The 26,997-nt window shown below is 63.5% G+C and carries 28 protein-coding genes; 18 read left to right on the forward strand and 10 right to left on the reverse strand.

Annotated elements, in window-relative coordinates; all coding sequences use genetic code 11:
- Both AC0L2C_RS03690 and AC0L2C_RS03695 read left to right on the forward strand, forming a co-directional pair.
- Nucleotides 1–573, forward strand: coding sequence for a D-sedoheptulose-7-phosphate isomerase (locus tag AC0L2C_RS03690; RefSeq protein WP_287324822.1), 573 nt, complete (start codon nucleotides 1–3; stop codon nucleotides 571–573).
- Entirely contained in the window at nucleotides 566–1,231 is a 666-nt protein-coding gene (locus AC0L2C_RS03695) for a D-glycero-alpha-D-manno-heptose-1,7-bisphosphate 7-phosphatase (protein ID WP_473522721.1), read from the forward strand. Before AC0L2C_RS03690 ends, AC0L2C_RS03695 begins: the two co-directional genes overlap by 8 nt.
- Here the strand turns inward: AC0L2C_RS03695 and AC0L2C_RS03700 are convergent.
- Complete coding sequence (locus AC0L2C_RS03700; protein WP_473522793.1) at nucleotides 1,228–1,713, reverse strand: Lrp/AsnC family transcriptional regulator; 486 nt, start codon at nucleotides 1,711–1,713, stop codon at nucleotides 1,228–1,230. The genes AC0L2C_RS03695 and AC0L2C_RS03700 overlap by 4 nt on opposite strands.
- A gap of 257 nt (nucleotides 1,714–1,970) precedes the next feature.
- Between AC0L2C_RS03700 and trxB the strand changes: the two genes are divergently transcribed.
- Together trxB and AC0L2C_RS03710 are read left to right on the forward strand one after the other, a co-directional pair.
- Nucleotides 1,971–2,945, forward strand: a complete 975-nt coding sequence (gene trxB / locus AC0L2C_RS03705; protein ID WP_473522722.1) for a thioredoxin-disulfide reductase — start codon at nucleotides 1,971–1,973, stop codon at nucleotides 2,943–2,945.
- 73 nt (nucleotides 2,946–3,018) lie between these two features.
- Nucleotides 3,019–3,915 carry a LysR family transcriptional regulator gene (locus tag AC0L2C_RS03710; protein WP_023799796.1) on the forward strand — a complete coding sequence of 299 codons (897 nt, stop codon included), beginning with the start codon at nucleotides 3,019–3,021 and terminating at the stop codon, nucleotides 3,913–3,915.
- A 45-nt stretch (nucleotides 3,916–3,960) separates the two neighbouring features.
- Here AC0L2C_RS03710 and AC0L2C_RS03715 read toward each other — a convergent pair whose 3' ends face one another.
- Nucleotides 3,961–4,461 carry a methyltransferase family protein gene (locus tag AC0L2C_RS03715; protein ID WP_287280849.1) on the reverse strand — a complete coding sequence of 167 codons (501 nt, stop codon included), beginning with the start codon at nucleotides 4,459–4,461 and terminating at the stop codon, nucleotides 3,961–3,963.
- A gap of 744 nt (nucleotides 4,462–5,205) precedes the next feature.
- Complete coding sequence (locus AC0L2C_RS03720; protein ID WP_473522723.1) at nucleotides 5,206–7,257, reverse strand: elongation factor G; 2,052 nt, start codon at nucleotides 7,255–7,257, stop codon at nucleotides 5,206–5,208.
- A 351-nt stretch (nucleotides 7,258–7,608) separates the two neighbouring features.
- Between AC0L2C_RS03720 and AC0L2C_RS03725 the strand changes: the two genes are divergently transcribed.
- The 3 genes from AC0L2C_RS03725 (at nucleotide 7,609) to AC0L2C_RS03735 (ending at nucleotide 9,611) form a co-directional block, all read left to right on the forward strand.
- The gene (locus AC0L2C_RS03725) at nucleotides 7,609–8,016 is read left to right on the forward strand and encodes a (R)-mandelonitrile lyase (protein WP_287233042.1); all 408 of its coding nucleotides are present in this window, start codon (nucleotides 7,609–7,611) and stop codon (nucleotides 8,014–8,016) included.
- A 71-nt stretch (nucleotides 8,017–8,087) separates the two neighbouring features.
- A complete protein-coding gene (locus AC0L2C_RS03730; RefSeq protein WP_287239987.1) occupies nucleotides 8,088–9,065 on the forward strand; it encodes an MFS transporter in 978 nt (325 codons plus the stop codon).
- A 6-nt stretch (nucleotides 9,066–9,071) separates the two neighbouring features.
- Nucleotides 9,072–9,611 (forward strand): hypothetical protein, encoded by a 540-nt coding sequence (locus AC0L2C_RS03735; protein WP_473522724.1) that lies wholly within the window; start codon nucleotides 9,072–9,074, stop codon nucleotides 9,609–9,611.
- A gap of 61 nt (nucleotides 9,612–9,672) precedes the next feature.
- Here the strand turns inward: AC0L2C_RS03735 and AC0L2C_RS03740 are convergent, their stop codons facing one another.
- Entirely contained in the window at nucleotides 9,673–10,875 is a 1,203-nt protein-coding gene (locus AC0L2C_RS03740) for a pyridoxal phosphate-dependent aminotransferase (protein ID WP_287239984.1), read from the reverse strand.
- Nucleotides 10,876–11,081: 206 nt separating this feature from the next.
- On the opposite strand from AC0L2C_RS03740, the gene AC0L2C_RS03745 reads away from it, so the two are divergent.
- The 3 genes from AC0L2C_RS03745 to AC0L2C_RS03755 all read left to right on the forward strand — a co-directional run bounded on the left by AC0L2C_RS03745 (nucleotide 11,082) and on the right by AC0L2C_RS03755 (nucleotide 13,594).
- Nucleotides 11,082–12,017, forward strand: coding sequence for an EAL domain-containing protein (locus tag AC0L2C_RS03745; protein WP_473522725.1), 936 nt, complete (start codon nucleotides 11,082–11,084; stop codon nucleotides 12,015–12,017).
- Complete coding sequence (locus AC0L2C_RS03750; protein ID WP_287239981.1) at nucleotides 12,014–12,868, forward strand: EAL domain-containing protein; 855 nt, start codon at nucleotides 12,014–12,016, stop codon at nucleotides 12,866–12,868. The genes AC0L2C_RS03745 and AC0L2C_RS03750 overlap by 4 nt, the downstream gene beginning before the upstream one ends.
- A 114-nt stretch (nucleotides 12,869–12,982) precedes the next feature.
- A complete protein-coding gene (locus tag AC0L2C_RS03755; protein WP_473522726.1) occupies nucleotides 12,983–13,594 on the forward strand; it encodes a glutathione S-transferase family protein in 612 nt (203 codons plus the stop codon).
- 489 nt (nucleotides 13,595–14,083) lie between these two features.
- Here the strand turns inward: AC0L2C_RS03755 and AC0L2C_RS03760 are convergent, their stop codons facing one another.
- Nucleotides 14,084–14,296 (reverse strand): cold-shock protein, encoded by a 213-nt coding sequence (locus AC0L2C_RS03760; protein ID WP_023678332.1) that lies wholly within the window; start codon nucleotides 14,294–14,296, stop codon nucleotides 14,084–14,086.
- Nucleotides 14,297–14,625: 329 nt separating this feature from the next.
- Here AC0L2C_RS03760 and AC0L2C_RS03765 point away from each other — a divergent pair, with 329 nt between their 5' ends.
- Nucleotides 14,626–14,952, forward strand: coding sequence for a hypothetical protein (locus AC0L2C_RS03765; RefSeq protein WP_128176335.1), 327 nt, complete (start codon nucleotides 14,626–14,628; stop codon nucleotides 14,950–14,952).
- Nucleotides 14,953–14,963: 11 nt separating this feature from the next.
- Here AC0L2C_RS03765 and AC0L2C_RS03770 read toward each other — a convergent pair whose 3' ends face one another.
- Nucleotides 14,964–15,533: a methylated-DNA--[protein]-cysteine S-methyltransferase gene (locus AC0L2C_RS03770; RefSeq protein WP_473522727.1), complete on the reverse strand. Its 570-nt coding sequence runs from the start codon at nucleotides 15,531–15,533 to the stop codon at nucleotides 14,964–14,966.
- A gap of 175 nt (nucleotides 15,534–15,708) precedes the next feature.
- On the opposite strand from AC0L2C_RS03770, the gene AC0L2C_RS03775 reads away from it, so the two are divergent.
- The 5 genes from AC0L2C_RS03775 to AC0L2C_RS03795 all read left to right on the forward strand — a co-directional run bounded on the left by AC0L2C_RS03775 (nucleotide 15,709) and on the right by AC0L2C_RS03795 (nucleotide 19,377).
- Complete coding sequence (locus AC0L2C_RS03775; protein WP_287239977.1) at nucleotides 15,709–16,566, forward strand: lytic transglycosylase domain-containing protein; 858 nt, start codon at nucleotides 15,709–15,711, stop codon at nucleotides 16,564–16,566.
- Nucleotides 16,567–16,571: 5 nt separating this feature from the next.
- Nucleotides 16,572–17,060 carry a GNAT family N-acetyltransferase gene (locus AC0L2C_RS03780; protein WP_287239976.1) on the forward strand — a complete coding sequence of 163 codons (489 nt, stop codon included), beginning with the start codon at nucleotides 16,572–16,574 and terminating at the stop codon, nucleotides 17,058–17,060.
- 157 nt (nucleotides 17,061–17,217) lie between these two features.
- Entirely contained in the window at nucleotides 17,218–17,664 is a 447-nt protein-coding gene (locus tag AC0L2C_RS03785) for a lysozyme inhibitor LprI family protein (protein WP_287239975.1), read from the forward strand.
- Between the two features lie 154 nt (nucleotides 17,665–17,818).
- Entirely contained in the window at nucleotides 17,819–18,562 is a 744-nt protein-coding gene (locus AC0L2C_RS03790; RefSeq protein ID WP_473522728.1) for a DUF899 family protein, read from the forward strand.
- A gap of 263 nt (nucleotides 18,563–18,825) precedes the next feature.
- Nucleotides 18,826–19,377, forward strand: a complete 552-nt coding sequence (locus AC0L2C_RS03795; RefSeq protein WP_287239973.1) for a DUF4142 domain-containing protein — start codon at nucleotides 18,826–18,828, stop codon at nucleotides 19,375–19,377.
- Nucleotides 19,378–19,491: 114 nt separating this feature from the next.
- Here the strand turns inward: AC0L2C_RS03795 and AC0L2C_RS03800 are convergent, their stop codons facing one another.
- Nucleotides 19,492–19,812, reverse strand: coding sequence for a DUF1476 domain-containing protein (locus tag AC0L2C_RS03800; protein ID WP_031255188.1), 321 nt, complete (start codon nucleotides 19,810–19,812; stop codon nucleotides 19,492–19,494).
- 374 nt (nucleotides 19,813–20,186) lie between these two features.
- Between AC0L2C_RS03800 and AC0L2C_RS03805 the strand changes: the two genes are divergently transcribed.
- Nucleotides 20,187–20,576, forward strand: coding sequence for a DUF6152 family protein (locus tag AC0L2C_RS03805; protein ID WP_473522729.1), 390 nt, complete (start codon nucleotides 20,187–20,189; stop codon nucleotides 20,574–20,576).
- Nucleotides 20,577–21,041 (forward strand): hypothetical protein, encoded by a 465-nt coding sequence (locus AC0L2C_RS03810; RefSeq protein WP_287064133.1) that lies wholly within the window; start codon nucleotides 20,577–20,579, stop codon nucleotides 21,039–21,041.
- Between the two features lie 112 nt (nucleotides 21,042–21,153).
- Here AC0L2C_RS03810 and carB read toward each other — a convergent pair whose 3' ends face one another.
- From carB to AC0L2C_RS03825, 3 genes are all read right to left on the reverse strand, one after another.
- Entirely contained in the window at nucleotides 21,154–24,651 is a 3,498-nt protein-coding gene (carB, locus tag AC0L2C_RS03815) for a carbamoyl-phosphate synthase large subunit (protein WP_473522730.1), read from the reverse strand.
- Between the two features lie 248 nt (nucleotides 24,652–24,899).
- Entirely contained in the window at nucleotides 24,900–25,856 is a 957-nt protein-coding gene (locus AC0L2C_RS03820; protein ID WP_473522794.1) for an SH3 domain-containing protein, read from the reverse strand.
- 239 nt (nucleotides 25,857–26,095) lie between these two features.
- The gene (locus tag AC0L2C_RS03825) at nucleotides 26,096–26,854 is read right to left on the reverse strand and encodes a metallophosphoesterase family protein (RefSeq protein ID WP_473522731.1); all 759 of its coding nucleotides are present in this window, start codon (nucleotides 26,852–26,854) and stop codon (nucleotides 26,096–26,098) included.
- Nucleotides 26,855–26,997: the final 143 nt, after the last annotated feature.

A 26,997-nucleotide genomic window follows, 5' to 3' on the forward strand; every position in this document is an offset into this window, starting at 1 on the left:
ATGTCCGAACTGAACGACTATCTGGTCCGCTCGGCGGCCGCGATCACCGCGATGGTCGAGCGCGACCTCACCAGCGAGATGGAGCGGGCGGTTACCGCCGTCGTCGCCGCGCTTTCGCAGGGCAAGGCGCTGCTGATCTGCGGCAATGGCGGCTCGGCCAGCGACGCCATTCACATCGCCGGCGAACTGGTCGGCCGCTTCCTGAAGGAGCGCAAGGCCTACAACGTCATCGCGCTGCCGGCCAATGCGGCGGTGCTGACCGCCTGGGGCAATGATTACGGCTTCGACACGGTGTTTTCACGCCAGGTCGAGGCGCATGGCGCCGCGGGTGCCGTGCTGCTCGCCATCTCGACCAGCGGCAACTCGGCCAGCATCCTTGCCGCTGCGCAACAGGCGCGCATGATGGACATGACGGTCATCAGCCTGACCGGCGACAGCGGCGGCAAGCTCAAGCCGCTCTCCGACATCCTGCTCAACGTGCCCTCGACCTCGACGCCGATCATCCAGCAGGGGCATCTGTGCCTCTATCATCATCTGTGCGAAATGGTCGAAGCGCACCTCTGTGATGGCTGACATCGGCCCGGTCGTGAGGTCTGATCATTACCCGCTCGAAGCGCCGGGCCTGTGGGTCGAGCGGGTCGGCAGCTCGGCTTTTCCAGCTGGCACGCCGGCGTTGTTCCTCGACCGCGACGGCACCATCAATGTCGATAGCGGCTACCCCAGCGATCCGGCTGACATCGTGCTGCGGCCGCAGATGCTGCCGGTGATCCGAACGGCCAACATCGCTGGCCTTCCGGCGATCGTGGTCTCCAACCAGTCAGGCATAGCTCGCGGCTATTTCGGCTGGCCGGAGTTCGCCGCGGTCGATGCCCGGCTGCTGGCGCTTCTCGAAGCGCAGAATTGCCGGATCGATCTGGTGCTCGCCTGCGCCTACCATTCAAGCGGGACGGGCGAGCTGGCAGGAGGTGATCATCCGATGCGCAAGCCCAATCCGGGCATGCTTCTGCGCGCCCGCGATCTGCTGGGCGTGGATAACAGCCGTTCGATCATCGTCGGCGACAAGGCCGATGACATGGAAGCCGGGCGGCGAGCCGGGCTTTGCGAGGGTTGGCTGGTGAACGGCAGATCCAATCGGACTTCCGGCGAAGGTATGTTCAGGACGCGCAATCTGACGACCGATAACGATCACAGCAAACTCTGCGACGCCATCGCCGAGCTCGGCCGGGATTAAGGTCTCACTTCGCTGAAAGCCACCAGGCCCTCGTCCTTGACGCGACGGATGGTCAGTGCCGTCCGCACCGTGTCGACATTCGGTGCCGAGGCCAGTTCCTCGATGACGAAGGTCTGAAAGGCGCCGAGGTCGCTCGCCACGCAATGCAGCAAAAAGTCGGATTCGCCCGACACCATCCAGGCGTCGCGAACGATCGGCCAGCCGCGGGTGCGTTCGGCGAAGGTTTTAAGCTCCGCATCGGCCTGATGATGCAGGCCGATGAGGCAAAAGGCGACGACGTCCAGGCCGAGCGCCGGCGCATTGAGCAAGGCGCGATAGCCGCGGATGATGCCGGTCTCTTCCAGCCGCCTGACGCGACGCAGGCATGGCGGCGCCGAAATGCCGACGCGGCTGGACAATTCGACATTGGTCATGCGCCCGTCGTGCTGAAGCTCGCGCAGGATCTTCCAGTCGATGGTGTCGAGATCGGCTTTGAGCGGCATGGCTACCTTCGGCGCTTCACGCAAGAATCTTTCGTGATTTTGTAAACGACTTTGGTGTCCATTCCATCCCTTCGGTCGCTGATTTTGGGACAGTCGCCGCGCCACGATGCTCATGGACTCGTCTGTTTGTGCGCAAGCATTCCGGGGACGAAGGCCAGGTCGTCTTGCTGGCGTCGCCTGCAACACCTAGATTAGGGCCGAAATCGATCCCTGTGCCGGACGCTTCATTCGCGTCCGGTTGTTGTGAAAGCCCCGATATGACGTCCAAGCACGCACCCGTTCTCATCATCGGCTCCGGTCCCGCCGGCTATACGGCGGCAATCTACGCCGCCCGCGCCATGCTGAAGCCGATGCTGGTCGCCGGCCTGCAACAGGGCGGCCAGTTGATGATCACCACCGATGTCGAAAACTATCCGGGCTTCGCCGATCCGATCCAGGGTCCGTGGCTGATGGAGCAAATGCTGAAACAGGCCGAGCATGTCGGTACCGCCGTGATCAACGACATCATCACCGAGGTCGACCTCAACGTGCGGCCGTTCCGTGCCAAGGGCGATTCCGGCGCCACCTATACCGCCGACGCGCTGATTATCGCCACCGGTGCGCAGGCGAAATGGCTGGGCATCCCGAGCGAACAGACCTTCATGGGCTTCGGCGTATCGGCCTGCGCCACCTGCGACGGCTTCTTCTATCGCGGCAAGGATGTCGCGGTGATCGGCGGCGGCAATTCGGCGGTGGAGGAGGCGCTCTACCTTTCCAACCTGGCCAAGAGCGTGACAGTCATCCATCGACGCAGCGACTTCCGCGCCGAGCGCATCCTCAGCGAGCGGCTGTTCAAGAAGGACAATGTCCGCGTCATCTGGGACACCGTCGTCGACGAGATCACCGGCCAGTCCGGCAAGATGCCGCTGCCGCCGTCGGTGGAAGGACTGAAGCTGCGCAATCTGGTGACCGGCCAGGAGATGCATCTGACGGTCGACGGCGTGTTCGTGGCGATCGGCCATGCGCCGGCGGTTGAGCTGTTCGCCGGCAAGCTGAAGCAGAAGCCGAACGGCTATCTGTGGACGGCGCCGGATTCGACCTGCACCGACGTGCCGGGCGTGTTCGCCGCCGGCGACGTGACCGACGACATCTACCGCCAGGCGGTGACGGCGGCGGGGCTCGGCTGCATGGCGGCGCTCGAGGCGGAAAAGTACCTCGCCGGGATCGAAGTTCACCGCGAAGCGGCGGAGTAAACAAGCGGCCGAGAAAAGCCGCGCAAAAGCCTGATTTTTCATTCAGACGCCAAAAGAACAAGCGAGGGGCATTATGGCGTTGGACTGGGACAAGCTACGCGTGTTTCACGCTGCGGCGGAAGCTGGGTCGTTCACCCATGCCGCCGAGACACTGCATCTGTCGCAATCGGCGATCTCGCGGCAGGTCAGCGCGCTCGAACATGATGTCGGCGTGCCGCTGTTCAATCGCCATGCCCGCGGCCTGGTGCTGACCGAGCAGGGTGAGATGCTGTTCCGCACGGCGCATGACGTGCTGATGAAGCTGGAGACGATCAAGTCGCGGCTGACCGAGGCCAAGGACCGGCCCTCCGGCGTGCTCAGGGTGACGACCACGGTCGGGCTCGGTGCCGGCTGGCTGACCGAGCGCGTGCAGGAATTCATCGAGCTCTATCCCGAGATCAGCCTGCAGCTGATCCTGGCGAATGAGGAACTCGATCTCACCATGCGCCGGGCGGACTGCGCGATCCGGCTGCGCCAGCCGCAGCAGCCCGATCTTATCCAGCGCCGCTTGTTCACGGTGCATTTCCATCTCTACGCCGCCCCTTCCTACGTCAACAAGTATGGCAAGCCGGCGTCGATCGCCGAGCTGAAGAGCCATCGCATCGTCACCTTCGGCGTGCCGGTGCCGGCGCATCTGTCGGAATTGAACTGGCTGGAAACGGTCGGCGATTTCGAAGGCGGGCAAAGGGTGCCGACGCTGCAGATCAACGATATATTGTCGATCAAGCGCGCGGTCCAGGGTGGCGCCGGCATCGCCATGCTGCCCGACTATGTGGTCAGCAAGGATTCAGGCCTGGTGCAGTTGCTGCCGGAGACCGAAGTGCCGTCCTTCGACACCTATTTCGCCTATCCCGATGCGATGAAGAACCAGGCGAAGCTGCACGTCTTCCGCGATTTCATCATCGCCAAGGCGCGTAGTTGGTCATTCTAAACCTCTGCACGTCCCTTACCACCATGCATTGCGGACGATCCTCTCCTACTGGCCGCGCCATGGCGTCAGGCGGGGGAGCCAGCCTGGAACGGCATGGCGGTAGGCCTCGTAGTCGGCGCCATAGCGGCGGGCAAGCGTCGGTTCCTCATGGAACTTCACGAACGAGACCATGGCGACGGCGGCAATAGCGGCATAGGCGACGAGAGACGCGCTCGAAAACAGCAGCGCCTGGCCAAGGATGATCGCCAGCACAGCCACATACATCGGGTTGCGGACATGGCGGTAGATGCCGCCGACAACCAGTCGATCGGTTGGCGCGACCGGAGCGGGCGTGCCTCGGCCTTCGAGAGCAAAACGGGCAAAGGCATGAAGCAGCAAGGCCGTTGCGACGACAATCAGGACCCAGCCGACCGGGACCAGGCCGGGCAGGGTCGACCATGGCATGCGATAGCGATCGGTCAACAGCCAGGGCAGCAATCCCGCGACCACACCGGGCGCTGCGATGAAGAACAGCGCGCTGCCGGCGATCGCCCGACGGGTCCTCATCGGGGGTTCCTTCGGCGCGATTTTCGGGCCGAAGCATGGCTGCCGCAAAAATAAACGCGCGCTGCCTGATTCGCGATCATTCGTCATTTTCTGCATTCTAGACCGAAAATCGGCGCTGATTCGCCATTTCGCAATGAATCTTGACTGGCTGCGCACCGCATTTCGCGATTCTTCTGGTCCTACGAGGCCAAGCAACGGGTTAGACCACAGCCTGTGTCATTTTGCATGCGAGTGTTGCAAAATAGATGCTTGTTTCTTGGGCATGATGAGCACATATATGGATCATCTCCTGGGCGCGTTCTCCTCCCATTAGCGCCCTCGAGTGTTCCCCTCTGGAGGTTAGCCTTAACAGGCACTTCCAATCAAACTCAGCCGGATCTTCGTTGATCCGGCTTTTTTGATTCCCGATCCCTGCCGGCGCTGACGCAAAGCCGACCGAAATTGTCATGTAACAGTGACATGTAACCTCAGGTAACATGTCGCAGGCGCGCAGCATCGACTAAGCAGATCATAGGACGCGGTGTGGTTCGTGCGGGAGATGGGGGCATCACTCGGACGATCCGGGCTCAGGCGGCTACCGCGTCCGAACTATTCTCCCGCTGAGGCTGTCAAGCGTTGGCGGCATGTGCGGCGGACCTGCCATTTCGCCTCCCACGAAGACGGTCCGCAAGAGAACGGCGTCCGGATCATTTCCGGACGCCGTTTCCTTGTGTTCTGCAGCCTGACCGTCGCCAAGTTCAGGTGTCAGGCGGCCTTGCCATTGGCGTTCAACGCCTCGTCGGCCAGGCGGCCGGTGAGTTCGGCCATATGGTCGAAGCTGGCACGATAGCTGGCCACGCCCGCGGTGGCCGAACGCAGCTCGATGATCAGATCGCCGATCTCGGCCTGCGGCATGGTCGCCTCGACGACATCCCATCCCGGCCAGCCGGGCCGCGCATCATAGCCGAGGATTTGGCCGCGCCGCTGCGGGATCAGGGCGATGATTTTCGATGTCGCGTCGGACGGCGTGACGATTTCCACCTTCATGATCGGTTCAAGCAGCACCGGCGAGCAGGCGGCCATGCCTTCCTTCATCGCCAGCTTTGCCGCCATCTGGAAGGCCATGTCCGACGAATCGACGGAATGATAGGAGCCGTCGGACAGGTTGACGGCGACGTCGACCACTGGAAAGCCGAGCGGGCCCGATTTCAGATAATCGCGCACGCCCGCCTCGACCGACTGGATATAGGTTTTCGGCACGGCGCCGCCGGTGATGGTGTCGGTGAACTGGAAACCGGAGCCGCGCGGCAGCGGCTTGATCTCGATAACCACGTCGCCGAACTGGCCATGGCCGCCCGACTGCTTCTTGTGACGGCCACGCTGCTGCGCCGCTTTGCGGATCGTCTCGCGGTAAGGCACGGCCGGCGGATGGCCTTCGACCGGAATCTGGTTCTTGCCCTCCAGCCGCTCGCGCACGACACGCAGATGCATTTCGCCATGGCCCGACAGCACGGTTTCAGCCGAATCCTGATTGTGGCGCACGCTGAGCGAGGGATCTTCCTCGGCAAGGCGCTGGATGGCCGCCGACATCTTGACCTCGTCCTTGCGTTCCTTCGGTCGCAACGCAAAGGCAAAGACCGGCTGCGGTGGCGTCAGCGTGACCAAGGGGTTGATGCCGCCCTTGACCGAGCTCAAGGTCTGACCGGTCGTGACCTCGTCCATCTTGCCGAGCGCGACCGTGTCGCCGGCCGGGGCGGAGGTGAGCTTGGTCTGGTCCTTGCCGAGCATTCTGTAGATGCCGGAGACCTTTGCCGTCGCGCCGTTCGAAAGGAAGAGCTCGGAGGCGTCGGCAAGCTGGCCGGACAGGATGCGCGAGATCGACAGCTTGCCGCCATGCGCGGTGTGGATGGTCTTCATCACCTGGACCACGGTCGCATTGCCGTCAGGTGCGTCGAGGCGCTTGTGTGTTGCTTCAACATCAGGCGCGTCGTGGCGGATCGTTTTTAGCAGCCGCAGCACACCATTGCCCTTCTCGGCGGTGCCGATCAGCACCGGCGTCACGGCACCATCGCGCAAGTCGGCGGCCAGGTCGTCGAAGATGGCGTCCTTGGGCGGCTCGATTTCGTCGAGCAGCTGCTCCATCAGTTGATCGTCATGGTCGGCGAGCGTCTCCAGCATGGAAAAGCGCGCTTCGAGCTCGCGCGCCTTGTCGTCGCTGGGGATCTGGGCGACTTCGCTTTCGGCATACTCGCGATAGATGTAGGCGCGCTCCAGCGCCAGATCGATCGAGCCGATCACCACGCCGTCCTTGCGCAGCGGGATCTGGCGCAGCAGCAAAGGCACCGAGCTCGCCGGCTGCAACATCTTCAGCGTGTCGCGCACGCCTGATATCGCCTTGTCGACCTTGTTGAGGAACATGATGCGCGGCACGCCGAGATCGTCGAGCTTGCGCATGATCAGCTGCAGGGCAGGGATCTTCTTCTCATCGGCTTCGGCGACGACCACGGCGATGTCGCAGGCGGCCAGAACCGGCTCTGCCTCGAAGGCGAATTCTATGGAGCCGGGACAATCGACGAAGGTGAGTTGCTCGCCCATGAAGTCGGTGGTGGCAAACGTCGCCTCAACGCTCATGGCGTGGGCGCGTGCCTCGGGCGAATGATCGGAAACTGTGTTTCCCGAGGAGACCGGATTCTGGCGGGGGATGGCGCCCGTGCGGGCCAATATAGCTTCGAGAAGTGTCGTCTTACCGCTTGCAAAGGGACCGACGATGGCAATGCATTTCGGTCCCGTGCGTCGTCCTCCGGCGCGAGTTCCCATGACTGACCTCCACTCAGGCGTTTCCCTGGGAGCGGCGGCCGGCCTGTCGACCGTCGCGGGCGGGGCTTTTTTCAGTTTGCCGCCTACCCAAAGGCATCGTCCCACGGGTTAGGCGGGAGGGCAAGTGATTTGAGATCGGAGGATCGCCTGATGTCGCGGATGTTGAGCCATGATCGGCGAAGCCGTCGAATGCGGGCCTGGGCTTTCCGTCAATGCCGTGACAGGGTCCGTCGCCGAACAGCCGCAAAAGCGGTTGCGCCATGATGGTTATCGGATGAAAGTGCCGCTTCCTGCGACAAAAAGGAACGGTCGTCGCCGACCGATCCGCTATAGCTTGAGGACTTTGCGACGATGAAGATCATTGCTTGCGGCAGCGTGCCGACCGTCATTGCGCCGGAAAAGTACTTCACCGGCCGCGTGTGGCAGACGCCGATCATCGAGAAGGACGCGCCGGCGCGGCTACGCGCCGTCATGGTGGGTTTCGAGCCCGGCTCGCGTACCCACTGGCATACGCATCCGCTGGGCCAGACGCTCTATGTGGTGTCAGGCGCCGGCCTGGCGCAAAGCTGGGGCGAGCCGATACAGGCAATCAGGGCCGGCGACGTCATCTCGTTTGCGCCTGACGAAAAGCATTGGCACGGCGCCGGTCCAAAATCGGCGATGGCCCATATCGCCATGCAGGAGGCGCTCGACGGCGTCCATGCCGACTGGCTGGAGACGGTGACCGACGAGCAGTATGGCGGCGTTGATCGGACCTAAAAGCGCGTCGCGTCTGATCATTGGTCGCGTCTGATCATTGTAGGTGATTTCCACGCTCAGGTTTGGGTTTCATGTCGAACCGTCGCTTGCCTCTTGTTGCCGCCGTCTATCTCGGCACATTCGTCGCACTGCTCGACATCAGCATCGTCAACGTCGCCCTGCCGACGATCCAGATTGCGCTCGGCATCGATTTCGCCGGGCTGCAATGGGTGATCGACGCCTACACGCTTTGCCTGTCGGCCTTCATGCTGTCGGCAGGCCTGATCGGCGACCGCTACGGGCGCAAGCGCTCCTGGCTGGCAGGCATCGGCATCTTCGTGGCTGGGTCTGCCATATGTGCAATCGCGCCCAACCTGTCGGTGCTGCTGGTGGGCCGGGTGGTGCAAGGGATAGCCGGATCGCTGATCATTCCGGGTGCGCTGTCGATTCTGACGCGGGCGTTTCCCGACGGTCGCGAGCGTGCCGGCGTTATCGGAGGCTGGGCGTCGTTCGCAGCTGTCTCGCTGCTCGCCGGCCCGGTCGTCGGCGGCATCTTGGTCGAAACCGCCGGATGGCAGAGCATTTTTTTGATCAACCTGCCGCTCGGCCTGGCCACGATCGTGCTCGGTGCGGCTTCGATCGTAGAGACTTCACACCCCGAGCATGCCCATCTCGACCTTGTCGGCCTGGCGCTCAGCATTCTGTGGCTGGGCGCCTTGACCTTCGGCCTGATATCGGCAGGCGAAAAAGGTTGGGGCGATCGAGAGGCTGTTATCGCCCTTGTCGTCGGCTTCGCCGGCCTAGTGGCATTCCTTGTCTTCGAGGCACGCACGCCGCGGCCGATGCTGCCGCTTGGCCTGTTCCGCGACATTCGCTTTGCCGTCGCCAATGTCGCCTCGTTCGCGCTCGGCCTCACCTCCTACACCAGCGTCTTCCTCTATTCGATGTTCCTGCAGCAGGCACAGGGCTGGTCGCCGACACAGACCGGCCTGCGCATGGCACCGCTGTTCCTTGTCCAAATGGTCGTGTCGCCGGCGATCGGCAGGCTCAGTCAGCGCTACGGACACTAGGCGCTGATGACATCGGGTTATCTTGCGAGCGGTCTTTCGATGCTGGGCATGTGCTGGGTTGGACCCTCGACACCCTATGTGACGATCGGCCTGCTGTTTGCCGTCGGCGGCCTCGGCAATGCGCTGTCCATCCCGACCGGCAGCGCTGCCGCGATGTCGTTTGCGCCGCGCGAGCGTTCGGGCATGGTGTCGGCGGTGATCAACGCAACCCGCCAGGGCGGCACCGCCATCGGCATCGCCCTGCTCGGCGCCTTGATGAGCATGCGGGCAACAGCCCTGCTGACGGCGCATCTTGAAAATGCCGGTGTCGCCAATGCCGGAGCGGTGGCCCGCGCCGCGGTTTCAAGGCACGATTTCGCAGCCGATGCGGCGATGGGTAAGGACGGCCTGCGCGATCTGTTCGGAGCCGCCTATGCCGGGGGCTTCCATGCGGCGATGCTGACGGCCGCCATCGTTTCGTTCGTCACGGCCGGGCTTCTGGCCGCCATTCTGGCGCCGGCCGAGGCTCGTTCGGCGCGCGAAACCAATCACAGTCGCCAGGGATGAGGCTGGCGCCGACCGCCAAAACCCGATTGCGGGCCGGGTTTGGTGTTCGAGATGCGCTAGATCAGGTCAGCGAGGCGGTGAAGCGCTGGATGCGGGCGCAGGCCTCTTCGAGCAACGCCTCCGACGTGGCATAGGAGATGCGGAAGTTCGGGCCGAGGCCGAATGCCGAACCGAACACGACCGCCACGCCCTCGGCCTCGAGCAGTTCCGAGCAGAAGGCTTCGTCGCTGTCGATCAGCTTGCCGGCTTTGGTCTTTTTGCCGATCAACTGGGAACAGGACGGATAGACGTAGAAAGCCCCTTCGGGAGACGGACACGTGATGCCGCGCGCCTGATTGAGCATCGACACGACGAGATCGCGCCGAGCCTGGAAAATCGCCTTGTTTTTCGCAATGAAATCCTGCGGACCGTTCAGCGCCTCGACTGATGCCCACTGGGCAATGGTGCAGGCGCCGGAGGTCTGCTGGCCCTGGATCATGTCCATCGCCTTGATCAGCGCCACCGGCCCGGCCGCATAGCCGATGCGCCAGCCAGTCATCGCATAGGCCTTCGACACGCCGTTCATGGTCAGGGTGCGCTCATAAAGCTTCGGCTCGACCTCGGCGATGGTCGTGAAGACGAAATCGCCGTAGATCAGGTGCTCGTACATGTCGTCGGTCAGCACCCAGACATTGGGGTGTTCGAGCAGCACGTCGGCCAGAGCGCGCAATTCAGCCCCGCTGTAGGCGGCGCCCGACGGGTTCGACGGCGAGTTCATCAACAGCCATTTGGTGCGCGGCGTGATCGCCTTTTGCAACGCCGCCGCCGTCAGCTTGAAGCCGTTGTCGATGGAGGTGTCGGCAAATGCCGGGGTGCCGCCGCAGATCGCTACCATCTCGGGATAGCTGACCCAGTACGGCCTCGGAATGATGACCTCGTCGCCGGGGTTCAGCGTCGCCATGAAGGCATTGAACAGGATCTGCTTGCCGCCGGTGCCGACGATGGTCTGCTCCGGCCGGTAATCGAGATTGTTCTCTCGCTTGAATTTTCTGGCGATTGCCTCGCGCAGCGGCACGATGCCGGAAACCGGAGGATATTTCGTTTCGCCGCGGCGGATGGCCTCGATCGCAGCGTTCTTGATATTGTCCGGCGTGTCGAAGTCCGGTTCGCCGGCACCCAGCCCGATCACGTCACGGCCGGCGTTTTTCAGCTCGCGCGCTTTCTGCGTCACTGCGATGGTCGCGGAAGGCTTTACGCGGGAAAGGGCGTCGGCAAGAAAGGCCATGACGGCGTTGTCTCCTTGTAGGCTTGGCGGTGCGTCCGACCGCGGCGTCTCTCATGTCGCATCATCCCGCCAAGCGCAAGCATTGTCGGATGAGCCAGACCTCAAATCCCCCGGCAAATCCGGCAACAATAAATTCACTTACACGCGGTAAAACTCCGGTCGGCTGGATCACGACCCATTCCACCAGTCTCGCAACGGGAGGAACCGTGTCGCGCAGCATCGGGCTTGCCCATATCGTCCGCCACGATGACGGCACCGCCAGCGGTGTCTGGGGCAATTATACGCTGCAAAGCGCGTTCCAGCCGATTTTTGGCTTCAGCAACGGCAAATTGTCCATCACCGGATTCGAGGGCCTGATCCGGCCGTTCCGCGACGCCGAGCCGCAGACGCCGGTGACTTTTTTCAACGCCTGTCCGACGGTCGACCGCCTGCATATCGAGGCGCTGACAAGGACGCTGCACCTTTTGAACGCCGGCGCCTGCCTGCCGCAGGAGGCATTCATTTTCATCAACTTCGATCCGTCGGTGTTCACCGATCGCAGCATCGCCGACAGCGCGCTGCGCGACATGCGGCTGGTGCTGCATGAGGCCGGGATCGATGCGAACCGCGTCGTCTGCGAGGTGACCGAGCAAAAGTCGGCGTCGCAGGAAACGCTCTACAATTTCGTCGAGGCGCTCAGGGCCAACGGGTTTCGCATCGCCGTCGACGACTACGGCGCCGAAGAGTCCGACATCAACCGGATCAAGGAGCTTAGGCCTGACATCGTGAAATTCGACGCCAACTGGATCATGCAACTGATGGAGTCCGGCGCCGGCTTCGCGCTGCTGACCGCCATGGTGGCAAGTTTCGAACAACAAGGCATCCGCACCGTGTTCGAGGGCATCGAGGAGGGCTGGCAGCTTGAACTGGCCGAGAAATCGGGAGCCTCGATGGTGCAGGGATTCGCGCTGGCGCGCCCGGAGCTTGCACCAACCAGCTTTCACGTCTTCGGCAAGGAAAGCCGAGTCTTCGGCAACGAAATCCAAGTCTTCGGCAAGGAAAGGCAGATGCCGGTGACGGCGCCTGACGCCGGCGCGGCGCCTGCGACCGTCTCGCCTTCGCCGCGGCCGAAACGGGCTTTCGGGCGCAAGGTGGTGCCATGACCAGGCGGCCCGACAAGCGGCGCAATATCGGCGAGGCAATCTTTGCCGACGAAGTCGGGATCGAATATGGCGTCTATGGCGCGTTCCGGCTGAGGAGCGCCTACCAGCCGATTTTTGCGCCGCGCGGCAGGTTTTTGAAGGCCGTCGCCGTCGAAGGCCTGATCGAGCCGCACCGCGCCGGCAGGCCGGTCGCGCCGCGCGTATTCTTCGACGGCATCCCCCTGGCGGATCGCCTGTTCGTCGAGACGATGTGCCGGGTACTGCATCTCAGGAATTTCCGCAACATCGGCGTCGGCGGGCTCGACCTGTTCTTCAACTACAATCCGCTGATCAACGATGACCCCGGGCGAGCGCTGGCAGAAATCAGGCTGATGACCAGGCGTCTCGCCGAGTTCGATCTGCACCCCGGCATGCTGGTCTGCGAGATCACCGAGCAGGCGGCTGAAGACAAGGTGCTCGTCAGCCTGGCGCGCGAGATGCGGCGTGACGGCATCCGCATCGCCATCGACGATTTCGGCACCGGGCATTCGACGGAAGAACGGGTCGCTCTTGTCCAGCCCGACATCGTCAAGATCGACGGCACCTGGTTTGCGGAATTCTGCCGCCATGCCGCCGCCGAACGGTTTTTCCGGCCGCTGGTCTCCGCGCTGCATGACCGCGGCGCCAAAGTGCTGGTCGAAGGCATCGAGCAAGCCACGCATCTGCGCGTCGCGCTGGACGGCGGCGTTGACCTGATGCAAGGATTTTACCTTGCCCGGCCGGCGCTGGCCGGCACGGTCTTCGACGAGGAGCCGCTGCCCATCGACAGGCTGCTTGGCATGGCCAACAACGTCGTGCCGTTGTTTGGGTGATCTATCAGCGGCGCTGATGGTTGCGCCAAAACAAATCACTGGATGAAGCCGTCGCTGCCAGGATAATTGCCGGTAAAGGCGGCTCCGCCGAGGGGAGCGGCGATGGGAGCAAGAATGACCATACTCTATGGAATGATCGACAGCGGCAATTGCTACAAGCCGCGCCTGTTGATGGCCAAGCTCGGCATCGCTTTCACCAATGTCGAGGTCAGCTCGCACACCGGCGACACGCGCAAGCCAGACTATGTCGCCAAGAACCCGAACGCCATGGTGCCGCTGCTCGAGCTCGACGACGGCCGGCGGCTTGCCGAATCCAACGCCATTCTGCTCTATCTCGCCGACGGCACGCGGTTGCTGCCGGCCGACAGATACGAGCGGGCACTGGCCTATCAATGGCTGTTCTTCGAGCAGTACAGCCACGAACCCTATATCGCGGTGCGCAAGGCGCTGCTGACCTTTCCCGAACGGGCCAAGGACGCGGCGCCGGAACGGCTGGCGGTTACGCTGGAGCGCGGCAACAAGGCGCTCGGCGTGATGAACAAGCATCTGGCGGACAGTGCGTTCTTTGCCGGCGAGGCCTTGAGCGTCGCCGACATCGCGCTCTACGCCTATACGCATACGGCCGAGATGGGCGGTTTTCAGCTCGACGCCTACCCGGCGGTGGCGGCCTGGCTGAAACGGGTCGAGACTGATCCTGGGCATGTGCCGATGGAGTGGCTGGGGTAGTTATCCATCGAAGATGCTGCTCGCCGATTCTCCTGAGCAAGATTGGCGATTGGCGAAAGGTTCGGACAAAGCGTCCTTCTCCCCGTCTCTATACGGGGAGAAGATGGCGGCAGCCAGATGAGGGGCGGCGCCAGCCTCTATCGCAATGTCGTGCTTGGCTCTGCGATGGGTAGCTAATCCTGATGCGTCGCGCTGCCCCTCATCGCCCTGCCGGGCACTTCTCCCCGTATAGTGACGGGGAGAAGGACGCCGCAGCGCCGGTTTCGCCAATTGTCGGTGTCTAAAATCCGGACAGCAAAAAGGCGGGACAAAATCCCGCCTTCCCATGCTTGGTAGCCTGATCGGGAGCGCTTTGGCCGGGCCGGCAGCAATCTGCTGCTTCGGCTTGTCGGGTTCTTTCCGCTCCGGCGCGCTTCTCGCGCGACCGTCAGTACATCCGTGACTTGCCGCGCGCCCCGAGCTATCGCCCGGCGCGCGCCATTCGCAAAATCAGGCTGCCTTGCTCAGAGATCCAGCGGACGACTTGCCAGTGCGGCGGTCCTGCTCGATCTCGAAGTTGATCTTCTGGCCTTCGACCAGGGTCGACAGCCCAGCGCGCTCGACTGCGGAGATGTGGACGAAAACGTCCGCGCCGCCGCTGTCAGGCTGGATGAAGCCGAAACCCTTGGTGGAATTAAACCACTTGACCGTACCTGTTGCCATTTCGATAGTCCTTATACGTTTGCTTTAGCTTGACTGAACCGAAGTCCAGCCGGTTTGTATCGAGATTTTGGAGATAGACGTCAGCAAACGCGAATATCGCGAGGCCCGGATCGATCGGCCGAAATATCAATGGACCTCATATAGTCCGCTTCTCCGCAAAAAACAAGACTGCACGAAAAAAGGTGCTGATGCGGCGCTGCCCAATGGCCGTCCCAATCGCGTGAAAGCGTTGCAGCGTCGGGCGTTGCCGGGTCGCATGGCCTATGGCGCACGCTGCGGGAAGGGATCGTGCCGCCTCCGAGCGTCCGGTCCTGTTTGGGGAGAGGACCATGAAAACTGTCCTGTTTGCCGCCTGCCTGACGCTGGTCGCCGCCCAGGCGCAGGCGATCTCGCGCTATGACCCGAGCCGCATGAGCTGCGGCACGGTGCGCGCGACGATCGCACGCGAAGGCGCCGTCATCCTACGTTATCAGTCGACGCGCACGCCGGGGCTGCCGCTCTACGACCGTTATGTGCGGAGCCAGAGTTTCTGCAACATGGGCGAGGTCAGGGCACGCGCTTCGGTGCCGAGCGCCGATACCAACTCCTGCATCGTCTACAAGTGCAAGCGCGTGGAAACAGACCGGCATTTCCGCCGGCGCATCTTTCCGGACTAGCAATGTCGGCCTCAAAATCCAAAAGAGACCTGCGCCGGCGGCGGCGGACCGACGCGCACGCCTTCCATCGCCAGCATCTTCTCCTTGGTGGTCGAGCCGCCTGGCGCTGAAAAACCGCCGATCTTGCCGCCGGCGGCAAGAATGCGATGGCAAGGAATGACCAGCGGCACCGGGTTGGCGCCGAGCGCAGCGCCTGTCTCTCGCGCCAGCCCGGCATGGCCGGCGCGCCTGGCCAGTTCGCCATAGGTGGTGGTCTCGCCATAGGCGAGCTTGCGCGCCGCGTCGTAGATTGCGAGGCGGAAATCGTCGACACCGGTGAGATCGACCGGCACACCGGAGAAAGCCACGTCTTCGCCGGCGGCATAGGCCTTTATCGACGCGATCAGATCGGTAACCCATTGCGGTCGGGCGCTCGAAGCGGCGTTGCCGGCATGGCGCAGCAACCGCCGTTCCACCGCGTCGCGGCTGCGCTGGGGCAGGCAAAGCCTCGTCAGCCCGGCCTCGCTCCAGGCGATGCCCATGAAGCCGATCATGGTTTCGAAGACGGCGTGGTTGGCGAAGGCTTGAGAGGTGTCTTCCATGATGTGCTCCTTTCCGAACGAACGGCAATCCAGTACATATCGAGAACGAGATATCGCATTCCAAGGGGTCTGTTGCCACCCGAAAACCATTGGGAATCCCAACTGGCTGCGGATTGCCGGGGGAAAGCCGCTGGTGTAAGGACTTCTTAACAGACGAACCGGACCCGAGCGCGGCTTGCCAGCAAAAATCATCTTTCCCGCGATCGGCGTGATGCTCGTTGCGGCCGGTCTCAGCGGCTGCACTTCGACCGCGCAGACCAAGGCCGTGCCTTTCATGACTGAAACCGCCGCAGCTGGTAGCGACGCCGGCTATGCGCTGGCGCTGCCCGACACGGTTTCGGTGTTGCCGGAATCGTCCGGCGTCACGCCTGTCCAGACCGCGTCGCTGTCCGTCGACCCCGCCGCGACGCCTGCCCAGCCAGCTGCCTTTGCCGGCCCGACTCCGTTGGCCGCACCTGCAGTCATGACGGCCGATGCCGCGCCAGCCGGCACAGCGCCTGTCTATGCGACCGCCGCCGTTGCGATGCCGGTCACCGGCGAGACAGGCAAGACGATGCCAGGCGTCCAGCAGGTCGCCTACACCCTGCCTGAGAATCCGTCCGCCCTGCCTTCGACCAGCCTTGCTAAGGAGTATTCCGCGGGACCGCGCGGCGAGATCGAGCGGCTGATCGAGAAATATGCCGTCCTCTATCAGGTTCCGGTCGATCTGGTGCGCCGCGTCGTCAAGCGCGAGAGCACCTTCAATCCCAAGGCCTACAGTCGCGGCCACTGGGGGCTGATGCAGATCAAGCATGCGACGGCGCGCGGCATGGGCTATGACGGGCCGGCGAGCGGGTTGTTCGACGCCGAGACCAATCTGAAATATGCGGTGAAATATCTGCGTGGCGCCTGGCTGGTGGCCGGCGGCAACGCCAAGCGCGCCGATCGGCTCTACCAGAGCGGCTATTATTACGACGCCAAGCGCAAGGGCATGCTGGAACAAACCGGCCTGGGCCGCGACCGCAGTCGGCGTCGCCTGCAGCCCGACGCCTGAACGCCATGCCTGAGCCGCGCCCGCCGGCGCCGAACGACATAAGGCTGCGCAAGATCCTCGACGACACGCTCGCCACGCCGCGCTGGCCGGAAGGTTTTGTCATGCGCGGTTTTGAGGCCGCCGACGCGCTCGCTTTGCATGCGCTGCTCACCACCGTCTTCGACGATGGCGCCGACGGGCCGTTCGACAAATGGTGGCCGCGCATTTCAAGCGACGCGGAATTCGACCCTGCCTTGTGTTTCCTGGTTATCGACAGCAAGGGTCGGCTGGCGGGGGCGGCACTGTGCTGGACGAGAGCGTTCGTGAAAGACCTTGCCGTCCACCCCGAGGCGCGCGGCCGAGGCATCGCCGAAGCGCTGATGTGGCACGTCTTCACCGCCTTTCACGCACGCGGCGCTGCGCATGTCGATCTCAAAACCAACACGGTTGAGAATGCTGCCGCGGTCAGGCTCTACGAGCGGCTGGGGATGTTCGAAGTCGACTGGGCGGGGTGAGGAGCGGTTGGCGAAGCCGATCAGCGAGCATTGCGCGGAAACGAAGTGTCCACCAAGGCGGCAGGCTGCATCTTGCCGGCAACCGTTCGGGCGTTAAGCTGCGATCCTGCGGCTTTCGTGCCGCGGGCGGGGTCTCGACCGAAACCGGAGAAACACGATGCGGCTTTTACTTTTCAAAACCGGTCTGGCCAAAACCGGTCTGGCCAAAACGGGTCTGGTGATCCTCGCCCTTCCGCTTCTTGCGGGCGTCGCGCGCGCCGACGATTGCGCCGACGCACAGGACCAGGCGGCCATGAACGAATGCGCCGGCAAGTCGTTCACCGAAGCCGACAAGAAGCTCAACCACGCCTACAGGCAGATCGAAGGCCGGCTGAAGGACGACGCGGCGACGAAGAAGCTGCTGGTCGGCGCGCAGCGCGCCTGGGTCGCCTTTCGCGATGCCGAATGCGCTTTCCAGGGCGGCCCGACCGATATGGCAGGCAGCATGTATCCGATGGTCATAGCCGGCTGCAAGGCGAGCCTCACCAACATCAGGCTGAAGGATTTTCAGGGCTATCTCAACTGCCAGGAGGGCGATACGAGCTGCCCAGTGCCGCCGCAGTAGCCTCTGTCGCTGGCGAAGGCGGAGCCGTTAAGGCCTTATCGCCGGGCCAGGCGTGCAAAATGTCGGAACCCTGCCTCGCCATGCGTCCTTGAGAGGCAAGGTGCGCTGCCGCGTAGGGAGCGCGCCGCAACAAGCACGGCTGATGGAGACGACGATGATCACCTTTCCCAACGAATCCGCTGAATATCGCGCCGCCCGCGAAACGCTGCTGCAAAAGGAAATCGAGCTGCGCCGCGCCATGGAGGATGTGGCCGTCGCCCGCCGTGCACTGCCGCCGGGCGGGCTGGTGCCTCAGGATTATGTGTTCGACGGGCCTGGCGCCGACGGCAAGCCGGCCCGCATAAAACTGTCGGAGCTGTTTTCACCCGGCAAGGACACGCTGATCGTCTACTCGATGATGTTTCCGCGCCACCCGCAGGAGACGCGCGACGTGGCGACAAGCGGCGGCACTGCCAAGCTCGCGCGGGCCGACCAGCCATGCCCGTCCTGCACGGCGCTGCTCGACCAGTTCGACGGCGCCATCGGCCATCTCGAGGCCGCCGGCTTCAATTTTGCCGTTGTGGGCAAGACCGCGCTTGAAAACCTGATCACGCTTGGCCGCGATCGCGGCTGGACGAACATGCGGCTGCTCTCCTCGGCCGGCAACAGCTTCAAGCGCGACTATCACGCCGAGGCCGACGACGGCGCGCAACTTCCGATGCTGTCGGTGTTCCATCGCGACGCCAATGGCATCCGGCATTTCTGGAGCTCGGAGCTTGGCTTCGCGCCGTCCGAACCCGGTCAGGACCCGCGCGCCATCGGCACTTGCGAGCCCTTGTGGAACCTGATGGATTTCACACCGGGGGGCCGGCCGAACTGGGACGAGCAGCTGCAGTATAACGGCGTGTGCTGCCACTGAGGTCTTGCCTTCTCTTGTGGGAGAAGGTGGATCGGCGCATAGCGCCGAGACGGATGAGGGGTGCTGGAAGAAATAGGCGTTGGCAAATGTGCACCGTCTCTGTGCTGATGGCTGCTCATCAAGTGTACCGCCAAGCTGGAACACCCCTCATCCGACCGAGCTTCGCTCGGCCACCTTCTCCCGCAAAGGGGAGAAGGAAAGGCGCAACTTCGCCGCTGGTGTCGCGTTGGACTCTCCGAGGATCACAAACCCGGAGATTTCCTGTGAAAACAAATCTCACGCTTGCCATGGTCGCCTTGCTTGCCGGCACGCCAGCGGCCCTAGCCCAATCCGCCACGCCGGCCGATATACCTGCTGTCGGCCAAACCAAGATCGACACCGAGACCTTCTCCAGAACGGTCCCCAGCGCCAACCGGTTCGAGATTGAAACCAGCAAGCTGGCCGAACAAAAGAATGTCGCCGCCGATGTGAAGGATTTCGCCTCGCAGATGATCAGGGATCACACCAAGGCTGGCGAGGATTTCAAGGCAGCTCTCGAACAGAGCCAGATCACGGCTTCGGTGACAGCGAGCGGCCCGGCTTTGCTGCCGAAAGACCAGGCGATGCTCGACCAGCTCAAGAACCTCGATGGCGATGAATTCCAGGCGAAATTCATCCTCCTGCAGACCGAGGCGCACAAGCAGGCGTTGGCGCTGTTTTCAACCTATGCGCAGTCGGGCGAAGATCCGGCGCTGAAGGAATTCGCCAAGAAGATGCTACCGACGCTGCGGATGCACGAAGAGCGCTTAAAGGATCTGGTGGCAGCCCACAGCTAATGCATGTCACCCAAACGCATGCCCGCGGGCCTGACCCGAGATGCGCAGCGGTTTTGGGAAACGCATAAAAGAGAGCGTAAAGCGCGTCGCGTCGCGCTTTAAGTTGGCGCTCTCTCAGCTGTTTTTGATCTGCTCGACCGCCGTCGCCAGCAGGTCGTTCATGACGCCGCGAATCTGAACATCCGACTGGGCGACGCCCGCCGCGTCGAAATCGGCGCGTATTTTGCGCAACACGTCGTCGTCCCCGGCCTCTTCGAAGTCTGCGCGCACCACCTCTTTCGCATAGGCGTCGGCGTCCTCACCTGACTTGCCGAGCTTTTCGGCGGCCCATAGGCCAAGCAGCTTGTTGCGGCGCGCCATGGCCCTGAACTTCGTGTCCTCATCCATCGCAAACTTCTTTTCGAAGCCTTCCTGACGGTCTCTCATACTGCTCATGGTGTGCCTCGTTCAGATGTGAGTCTCCGACCTTCATTCAATGGAGAAGAAGGGCGGCGGGTAGGGGCCGAACATGGCGTGCATGGATGTCATAAGCAAGACCGGACCGTTCATTCCGCGGGGCAATCGCTTCTGGTTGGCGCTGCCCCTCACCCTCACCCTCTCCCCGTGAAGGACGGGGAGAGGGGGTGCCAGCGTTGCGGCTAGGTCCCTTCTCCCCGTTCTTGACGGGGAGAAGATGCCGGCAGGCAGATGAGGGGCGGCGCCGACATCGACAACCGATAGCTTCGCCCAGAGCCTTCGCACCGATGTGATTTGACGTTGCCGCGCCGTGACCTAGTCTCGATTGGCGGGATGAGCCGAGGAGGCGAGCGATGCAGTCACCTTTCAACGGGATTCGGAGCGTCACGCTGGCAGCGGCAGTGATCCTTGCCGCTGGCACCGCAGCTTACGCCCATCACGGCTGGTCCTGGACCCAGGATGGGTTTTTTGAGCTCCGGGGCAAGATCACAGCCATCTATATCGGCAATCCGCACGCCACGCTGGATGTCGACGCCGACGGAGAGGCCTGGCGGGTGGATTTGGCGCCGCCGTCCCGCACCATGGCCGCCGGCTTCACCGCGGAAGTCGCCAAGGTCGGCGACGAGGTGACCGCGATCGGCCACCGCTCGCGCGACGAGACCGAGAAGTGGATGAAAGCAGCCCGCGTCATCGTCAACGGCAAGGCTTATGACGTCTATCCCGACCGCGTGCCGCCGGCTTGAATGGACGAGTTCCTCGCCGGCATCGAGCAACTCGCCATCGTAAGGGGGCTGAAGGCCTCCTTCATCGCCTATCCCATAGTCAATGCGCTGCACATCATGTCGATCGGCGCGCTGCTGACCAGCGTCTGGCTCATGGACCTCCGGATCTTGGGCGCCTTCCGCTCGCTGCCGCAGGCGGCGTTCATCGCGCTGCTGCGCCGCACCGCATTGGCCGCGTTCGCCGGCGCACTAATCACGGGATCGCTGCTCTTTTCAATCAGGGCGAGCGAGTATGCGGCGAGGCCGATTTTCCTCACCAAGATGACGCTCATACTCCTCGCCGGCGCCAATTTTCTCATTTTCATGCGCCACGCAAAAGGCGGCGACGAGCCGGCCGGCGGGACCGTCACCATCCTGGCTTTGCTGTCGCTGGTGCTGTGGACGTCGGTGCTGTTCGCGGGGCGGTTTATTGGATTTCTGAACTGAGCGGCGTCGGCACAGCGTGCTTTGGACGGATCACGGTGCGCAGCGTTGGCGGGACGCGCCCCCCTCTGGCCTGCCGGCCATCTCCCCACTTGGGGGGGATCAGCTAATTGCTTCAGGCAAAATACTCCTGGAGCGGCCTGACTTCCAGGCTCCCCGCCCGCAGCGCCGCAATAGCCTCGGCCACCGCAGCGGCCCCCGAGAGCGTCGTGTAATACGGCACCTTCTGCATCAGCGTGGCGCGGCGCAGGGATTTTGAGTCCGACACCGCCTTCTGGCCGTCCGTGGTGTTGAAGACGATCTGCACCTGCCGGTTGCGGATGGCGTCCTCGATGTGCGGGCGGCCTTCCAGCACCTTGTTTATTTTCTCGGCAGCGACGCCGTTCTCGGCGAGGAAGCGGGCTGTGCCCGAGGTGGCCATTACTTTAAAACCCTGGCCGGCGAGGCGCTTGACCGCGGGCAGGATGCCCTTCTTGTCCTCGTCGCGCACCGAAACGAACAGCGTGCCTGCGCGGGGGAGATCAACACCCGCTCCTAACTGGCTCTTGGCGAAAGCCAGCGCGAAGTCGCGGTCGAGGCCCATGACCTCGCCGGTCGAGCGCATTTCCGGGCCGAGCAATATGTCGACGCCGGGGAAGCGGGCGAAGGGGAACACTGCTTCCTTGACCGCGATGTGGCCGGGATTTCTGGGGTCGGGCATGGCGCCGTAATGGGCGAAGGCGCCTTCCAGGCTCTCGCCGGCCATGATGCGGGCGGCAATCTTTGCAATGGGGCGGCCGATGGTCTTGGCGACGAAGGGCACGGTGCGTGACGCCCGCGGGTTGACCTCGAGCACATAGACCGTGCCGTCCTTGATCGCGTACTGCACGTTCATCAGGCCGCCGACATTGAGCGCACGGGCAAGTGCGGCCGTCTGGCGCTCCAACTCGTCGACGAGCTCCGACGGCAGCGAGTGCACCGGCAGCGAGCAGGCGCTGTCGCCCGAATGGATACCGGCCTCCTCGATGTGCTCCAGGATGCCGGAGACGAAGGTCGACTTGCCGTCGCACAGGCAGTCGACATCGACCTCGATGGCGCCCGAGAGATAGGTGTCGAACAGCAGCGGGTTCTTGCCCAGCAGTGTGTTGATCTGGCCGGTCTTGTCGTTGGGGTATTTCTGCTTGATGTCCTCCGGCACCAGGCCGGGCACGGTGTCGAGCAGGTAGGATTGCAGCATGCTCTCGTCGTGGATGATCTGCATGGCGCGGCCGCCGAGCACATAGGACGGGCGCACCACCAGCGGGAAGCCGAGCTCGCCGGCGACGAGGCGGGCCTGCTCGACCGAATAGGCGATGCCGTTCTTCGGCTGGCTGAGGCCGAGCTTGTGCAACAACTTCTGGAAGCGGTCGCGGTCTTCGGCGAGATCGATCATGTCGGGCGAGGTGCCGAGGATCGGGATGCCGGCCTTCTCCAGCGCATCCGCCAGCTTCAGCGGCGTCTGGCCACCGAATTGGACGATGACGCCGACCAGCTCGCCCGACGCCTGCTCGGCGCGCAGGATCTCCAAAACGTCCTCCGGCGTCAGCGGCTCGAAATAGAGCCGGTCCGAGGTGTCGTAATCGGTCGACACGGTCTCCGGATTGCAGTTGACCATGATCGCCTCGAAGCCGGCGTCGCGCAGCGCAAAGGCGGCGTGGCAGCAGCAATAGTCGAACTCGATGCCCTGGCCGATGCGGTTCGGGCCGCCGCCGAGGATGACGACTTTTTTTCGCGACGAGACTTGCGCTTCGTTGGCGAGCGCGCCGGCGAAGGGCACCTCATAGGTCGAGTACATGTAGGCGGTCGGCGAGGCGAACTCGGCGGCGCAAGTATCGATGCGCTTGTAAACCGGATGAACGTCGAGCTTTTCGCGTATCTTTTGAACCTCTTCGACGTCTTTCCTGACCAGGGACGCGAGGCGGGCATCGGAGAAACCCATCGCCTTCAGCATGCGCAGATTGGCGGCGTCTTCGGGAATGCCGTGCTCGCGAATGCGGGCTTCCATGTTGAGGATGCCGGCGATCTGTTCGAGGAACCACGGGTCGATCTTGCACATGGCGTGCACGTCTTCCAGAGAGGTGCCCATGCGGATCGCCTGCGCCACCATGCGCAGCCGGTCGGGCGTCGGCGTGCCGAGGGCAGCGCGAATGGCGTTGCGGTCGTCGGCGTGGCTGGCTGCGCCGTGCGCGATGCCGGGGATCTCGATCTCGTCGAGGCCGGTGAGGCCGGTTTCCAGTCCGCGCAGCGCCTTCTGCAGCGATTCCTGAAAAGTGCGGCCGATGGCCATGACCTCGCCGACCGACTTCATCGCGGTGGTCAGCACCGGCTCGGCGCCAGGGAATTTTTCGAAGGCAAAGCGCGGGATTTTGGTGACGACGTAATCGATCGACGGCTCGAACGAGGCGGGCGTGGCGCCGCCGGTGATGTCGTTCTCCAACTCGTCCAGCGTGTAGCCGACGGCGAGCTTTGCCGCGATCTTGGCGATCGGAAAACCGGTCGCCTTGGAGGCGAGAGCCGACGAGCGCGAGACGCGCGGGTTCATCTCGATCACCACCAGGCGCCCGTCGGCGGGGTTGACGGCGAACTGCACGTTGGAGCCGCCGGTCTCGACGCCGATCTCGCGCAGCACCGCGATCGAGGCGTTGCGCATCATCTGGTATTCCTTGTCGGTCAAGGTCAGGGCAGGGGCGACGGTGATCGAATCGCCGGTGTGCACGCCCATCGGGTCGATGTTTTCGATCGAGCAGACGATGATGCAGTTGTCGGCCTTGTCGCGGACAACCTCCATCTCGTACTCCTTCCAGCCGAGCACGCTTTCCTCGATCAGCACTTCGGTGGTCGGCGAGGCGTCGAGGCCGGACTGGACGATCTCGTAGAATTCGGCGCGGTTGTAGGCGATGCCGCCGCCGGTGCCGCCCATGGTGAAGGACGGCCGGATGATGGCGGGCAGGCCGACATGGTCGAGCGCCTGTGCGGCGATCGCCATGCCATGGCTGATGTAGCGCTGCTTGCGGTCGCCCTCGCCGAGATTCCAGCGCGTTTCGAGCGCGTCGAGCGCGGCATCGAGGTTTTCGGGCTTCTCGGCCTTCAGCGCGGCGCGTTCGGCCTCGTGCGTCTTGCGGTCGGCGTTCTTGACGTCGGTGGCGTTGGCCAGCATCGATTTCGGCGTTTCCAGGCCGATCTTCTTCATCGCCTCGCGAAACAGCGCCCGGTCCTCGGCCTTGTCTATCGCCGTGGCGTCGGCGCCGATCATCTCGACATTGTAGCGCTCGAGCACGCCCATGCGGCGCAGCGACAGGGCGGTGTTGAGCGCGGTCTGGCCGCCCATGGTCGGCAGCAGCGCGTCCGGCCGCTCCTTGGCGATGATCTTGGCCACCACTTCCGGCGTGATCGGCTCGATATAGGTGGCGTCGGCCAGTTCCGGGTCGGTCATGATGGTGGCCGGGTTGGAATTGACCAGGATGACGCGAAAACCCTCTTCCTTGAGCGCCTTGCAGGCCTGGGTGCCGGAATAGTCGAATTCGCAGGCCTGACCGATGACAATGGGGCCGGCCCCGATGATCAGGATCGACTTGATGTCGGTGCGTCTTGGCATATCGAGGGTCCGTTCGGCAGGCGGCTTGCACGAAAAACCGGACGGGAAGACCCGGCCGGTTGTGCTCGCGATTCTGGTATCAGGCTAGGAGGGCCTTATAGGGAAGAGTTTTGCCGGATGTAACCCCCTAAAATGCGGAGAGTAGGGGAGTAGGGGAGTAGGGGAGTAGGGGAATAAGGCAGTAGGGCAGTAGGGCAGTAGGGCAGTAGGGCGCGTCCCTCAAACATATTCCCCTACTCCCCTACTGCCTATTCCCCTAACCACTGATCCGTGATCTCGAAGCGTTCGGCAACGCCGACACGGATGATGTTCAGGCTGCCCTCACGGGTGTAGCGGAATTCACCTGATGCATTCGAGCCGGCGGGCCGACCGGCCTGGAATCTGATGACGCGGGTGCCGCCATCGGGCCAGGTCACGGTGACCTCGGCTTTGTCGCCCGTGTGGACAACGCCTGCCTTGCAACTGGTCATCGGCTGGCCGACATGGCGCGCGCAAGGAATCTCGTTGCGGGCACCCAGGGCCGGCGCGGGCCTGCCTGGCGGCTGCAGCCGCGCAACGGTTTGCGCGTTGGCCGGAGGCGCCGCATTGGCGGCGCGATTGCGAATGGGCTTGTTCGCTGCCGCGGGCGCCTGCGTCTCGCCGGCCGAAGGATTTTCGCTGGCAAATAGCGCCAGGCGGTAAGCATCCTCGATGGCCAACCTGCCGATTGCCTCAACGGTAGTCATCGTGGGTTCGCGACCGGTCGCATCCAGGCGCGCCGTCAGGTCCGGCGGTGGCTGACCTGCAGTTGCCGGGTTCGAGTCGCCGGCTGCAACGGCCGTGCTTTCGCCGGTCGCTTCGATATCCACCTCCGCAACTGCCGCCGGATTCTCGGGGTTCAGGTAGCGCGCGGGAGCCCATCCCGCCAGTTGCGGGTTGTCAATTTCTGCGACCTTGCACCAACGATAGCCATTGACGTCGGTGCAGCCGAGATTGTTGACGCTCGTGCCATTCGGCAGCCGAGCCTTGATCTTGCCCATCGCCGATGCCGTGGCGCGGACGTTCAGGAGATCACCCGGAGCAAGGTCGGTCACGATGGAGACGAACGGCGCCTCCTCGGCCCTGGCCGGCAGCAGCGCCGTCAGCAGGAGAGGGGCGGCAATCAGCAGCGTCGTTCGGAGCGTAACTGTGCGCCTCATCATTTTGGCCGTGGGCGATAGAAGCATTTCCGAGGCGCGGCCGGGCACGGAATCACCGCCGCATTCCAGCACGATTTTATAGGCGACGACATGGCGCTATGTAAGCCGGAAAATGCGGCTGGGGAATGGTGTTCGGTCCGCGGCATACGCAAGCTCAGCCGGGCGGCATGAACGCGTTGCGTTCAGCCTGGGGTATGAACTCGTTCCTCGTTCAATCCGGGGCGGCATGAACGCGTTGCGTTCAGCCTGACATGAACGCGTTGCGTTCAGCCTGACATAAATCCGGTGCGCAGCGCGTAGGCCCATTCCGGCCGTCCCGCCCGTTCGGCCTGCCGCGCTGCCGCCTCATGGTCATAGTCGACGGCGATGGCTTCGAAGCGGTCGGAGCGGCCCGGCCCACCCAATTCGACGATGCCGTAGCGTGCATGCGGAGAGCCTTGCTCGGAGACATGCGCCGGTGGCGTGTCGTCGCCATAAGCGGGGCAGCCGATGCTGCCCGGATTGAAGACCACCGGGCCGTTGGGGATACGGATCAGTTCGCTGCGGTGGCTGTGGCCACACAGCACGATGCGGCAAGCGGGATCGAGCGCGGCCAGCCGCCGCTTGATGTCGACCAGCGGCGCGCGCACCAGCCGGCCGTCGGCCATCGTATCGGTCAGGTATTTTTCGTCATGGTCGGGTCTGGCATGAAAGGCGATCACGGTTGGGGCGACCTCCAGCGTGAGCGGCAAGGCCAACAGTGCCTCGCGCTGGACCGATGTCAGCCGTTCCTGCGCATAGCGGTCGGACGGCCACATGGCTTCATCCGCGGTATCGCGGGCGACGCGGCGGTCGTGGTTGCCGCGCACTGTCGGCAGGGCGAGCGCTTCAAGCCGCTCCATGGTTTCGCGCGGCCAGAGCGGGCCGGAGACGCAATCACCGAGATTGACTGTAAGATGGGCACCACCGCGCTGCCGCAGATCGACGAGCACGGCGTCCAGGGCGAGGATGTTGCCGTGGATATCGGCGAGAACGGCAATGCGCATGGAAAGCTCCGTTGGGTCGACGAATGACTCGTCGGGAAGGGCGGACCTAGCAGGACTTTGGTTGCTCTCCCCTGTTACACCAGTGCTATCGCAGCTGGAAAGCCGAGGCTGTCGCTCTCCGATAGACCCCCACCCGAACCCCT

The sequence above is a fragment of the Mesorhizobium sp. WSM4845 genome, assembly GCF_055811455.1.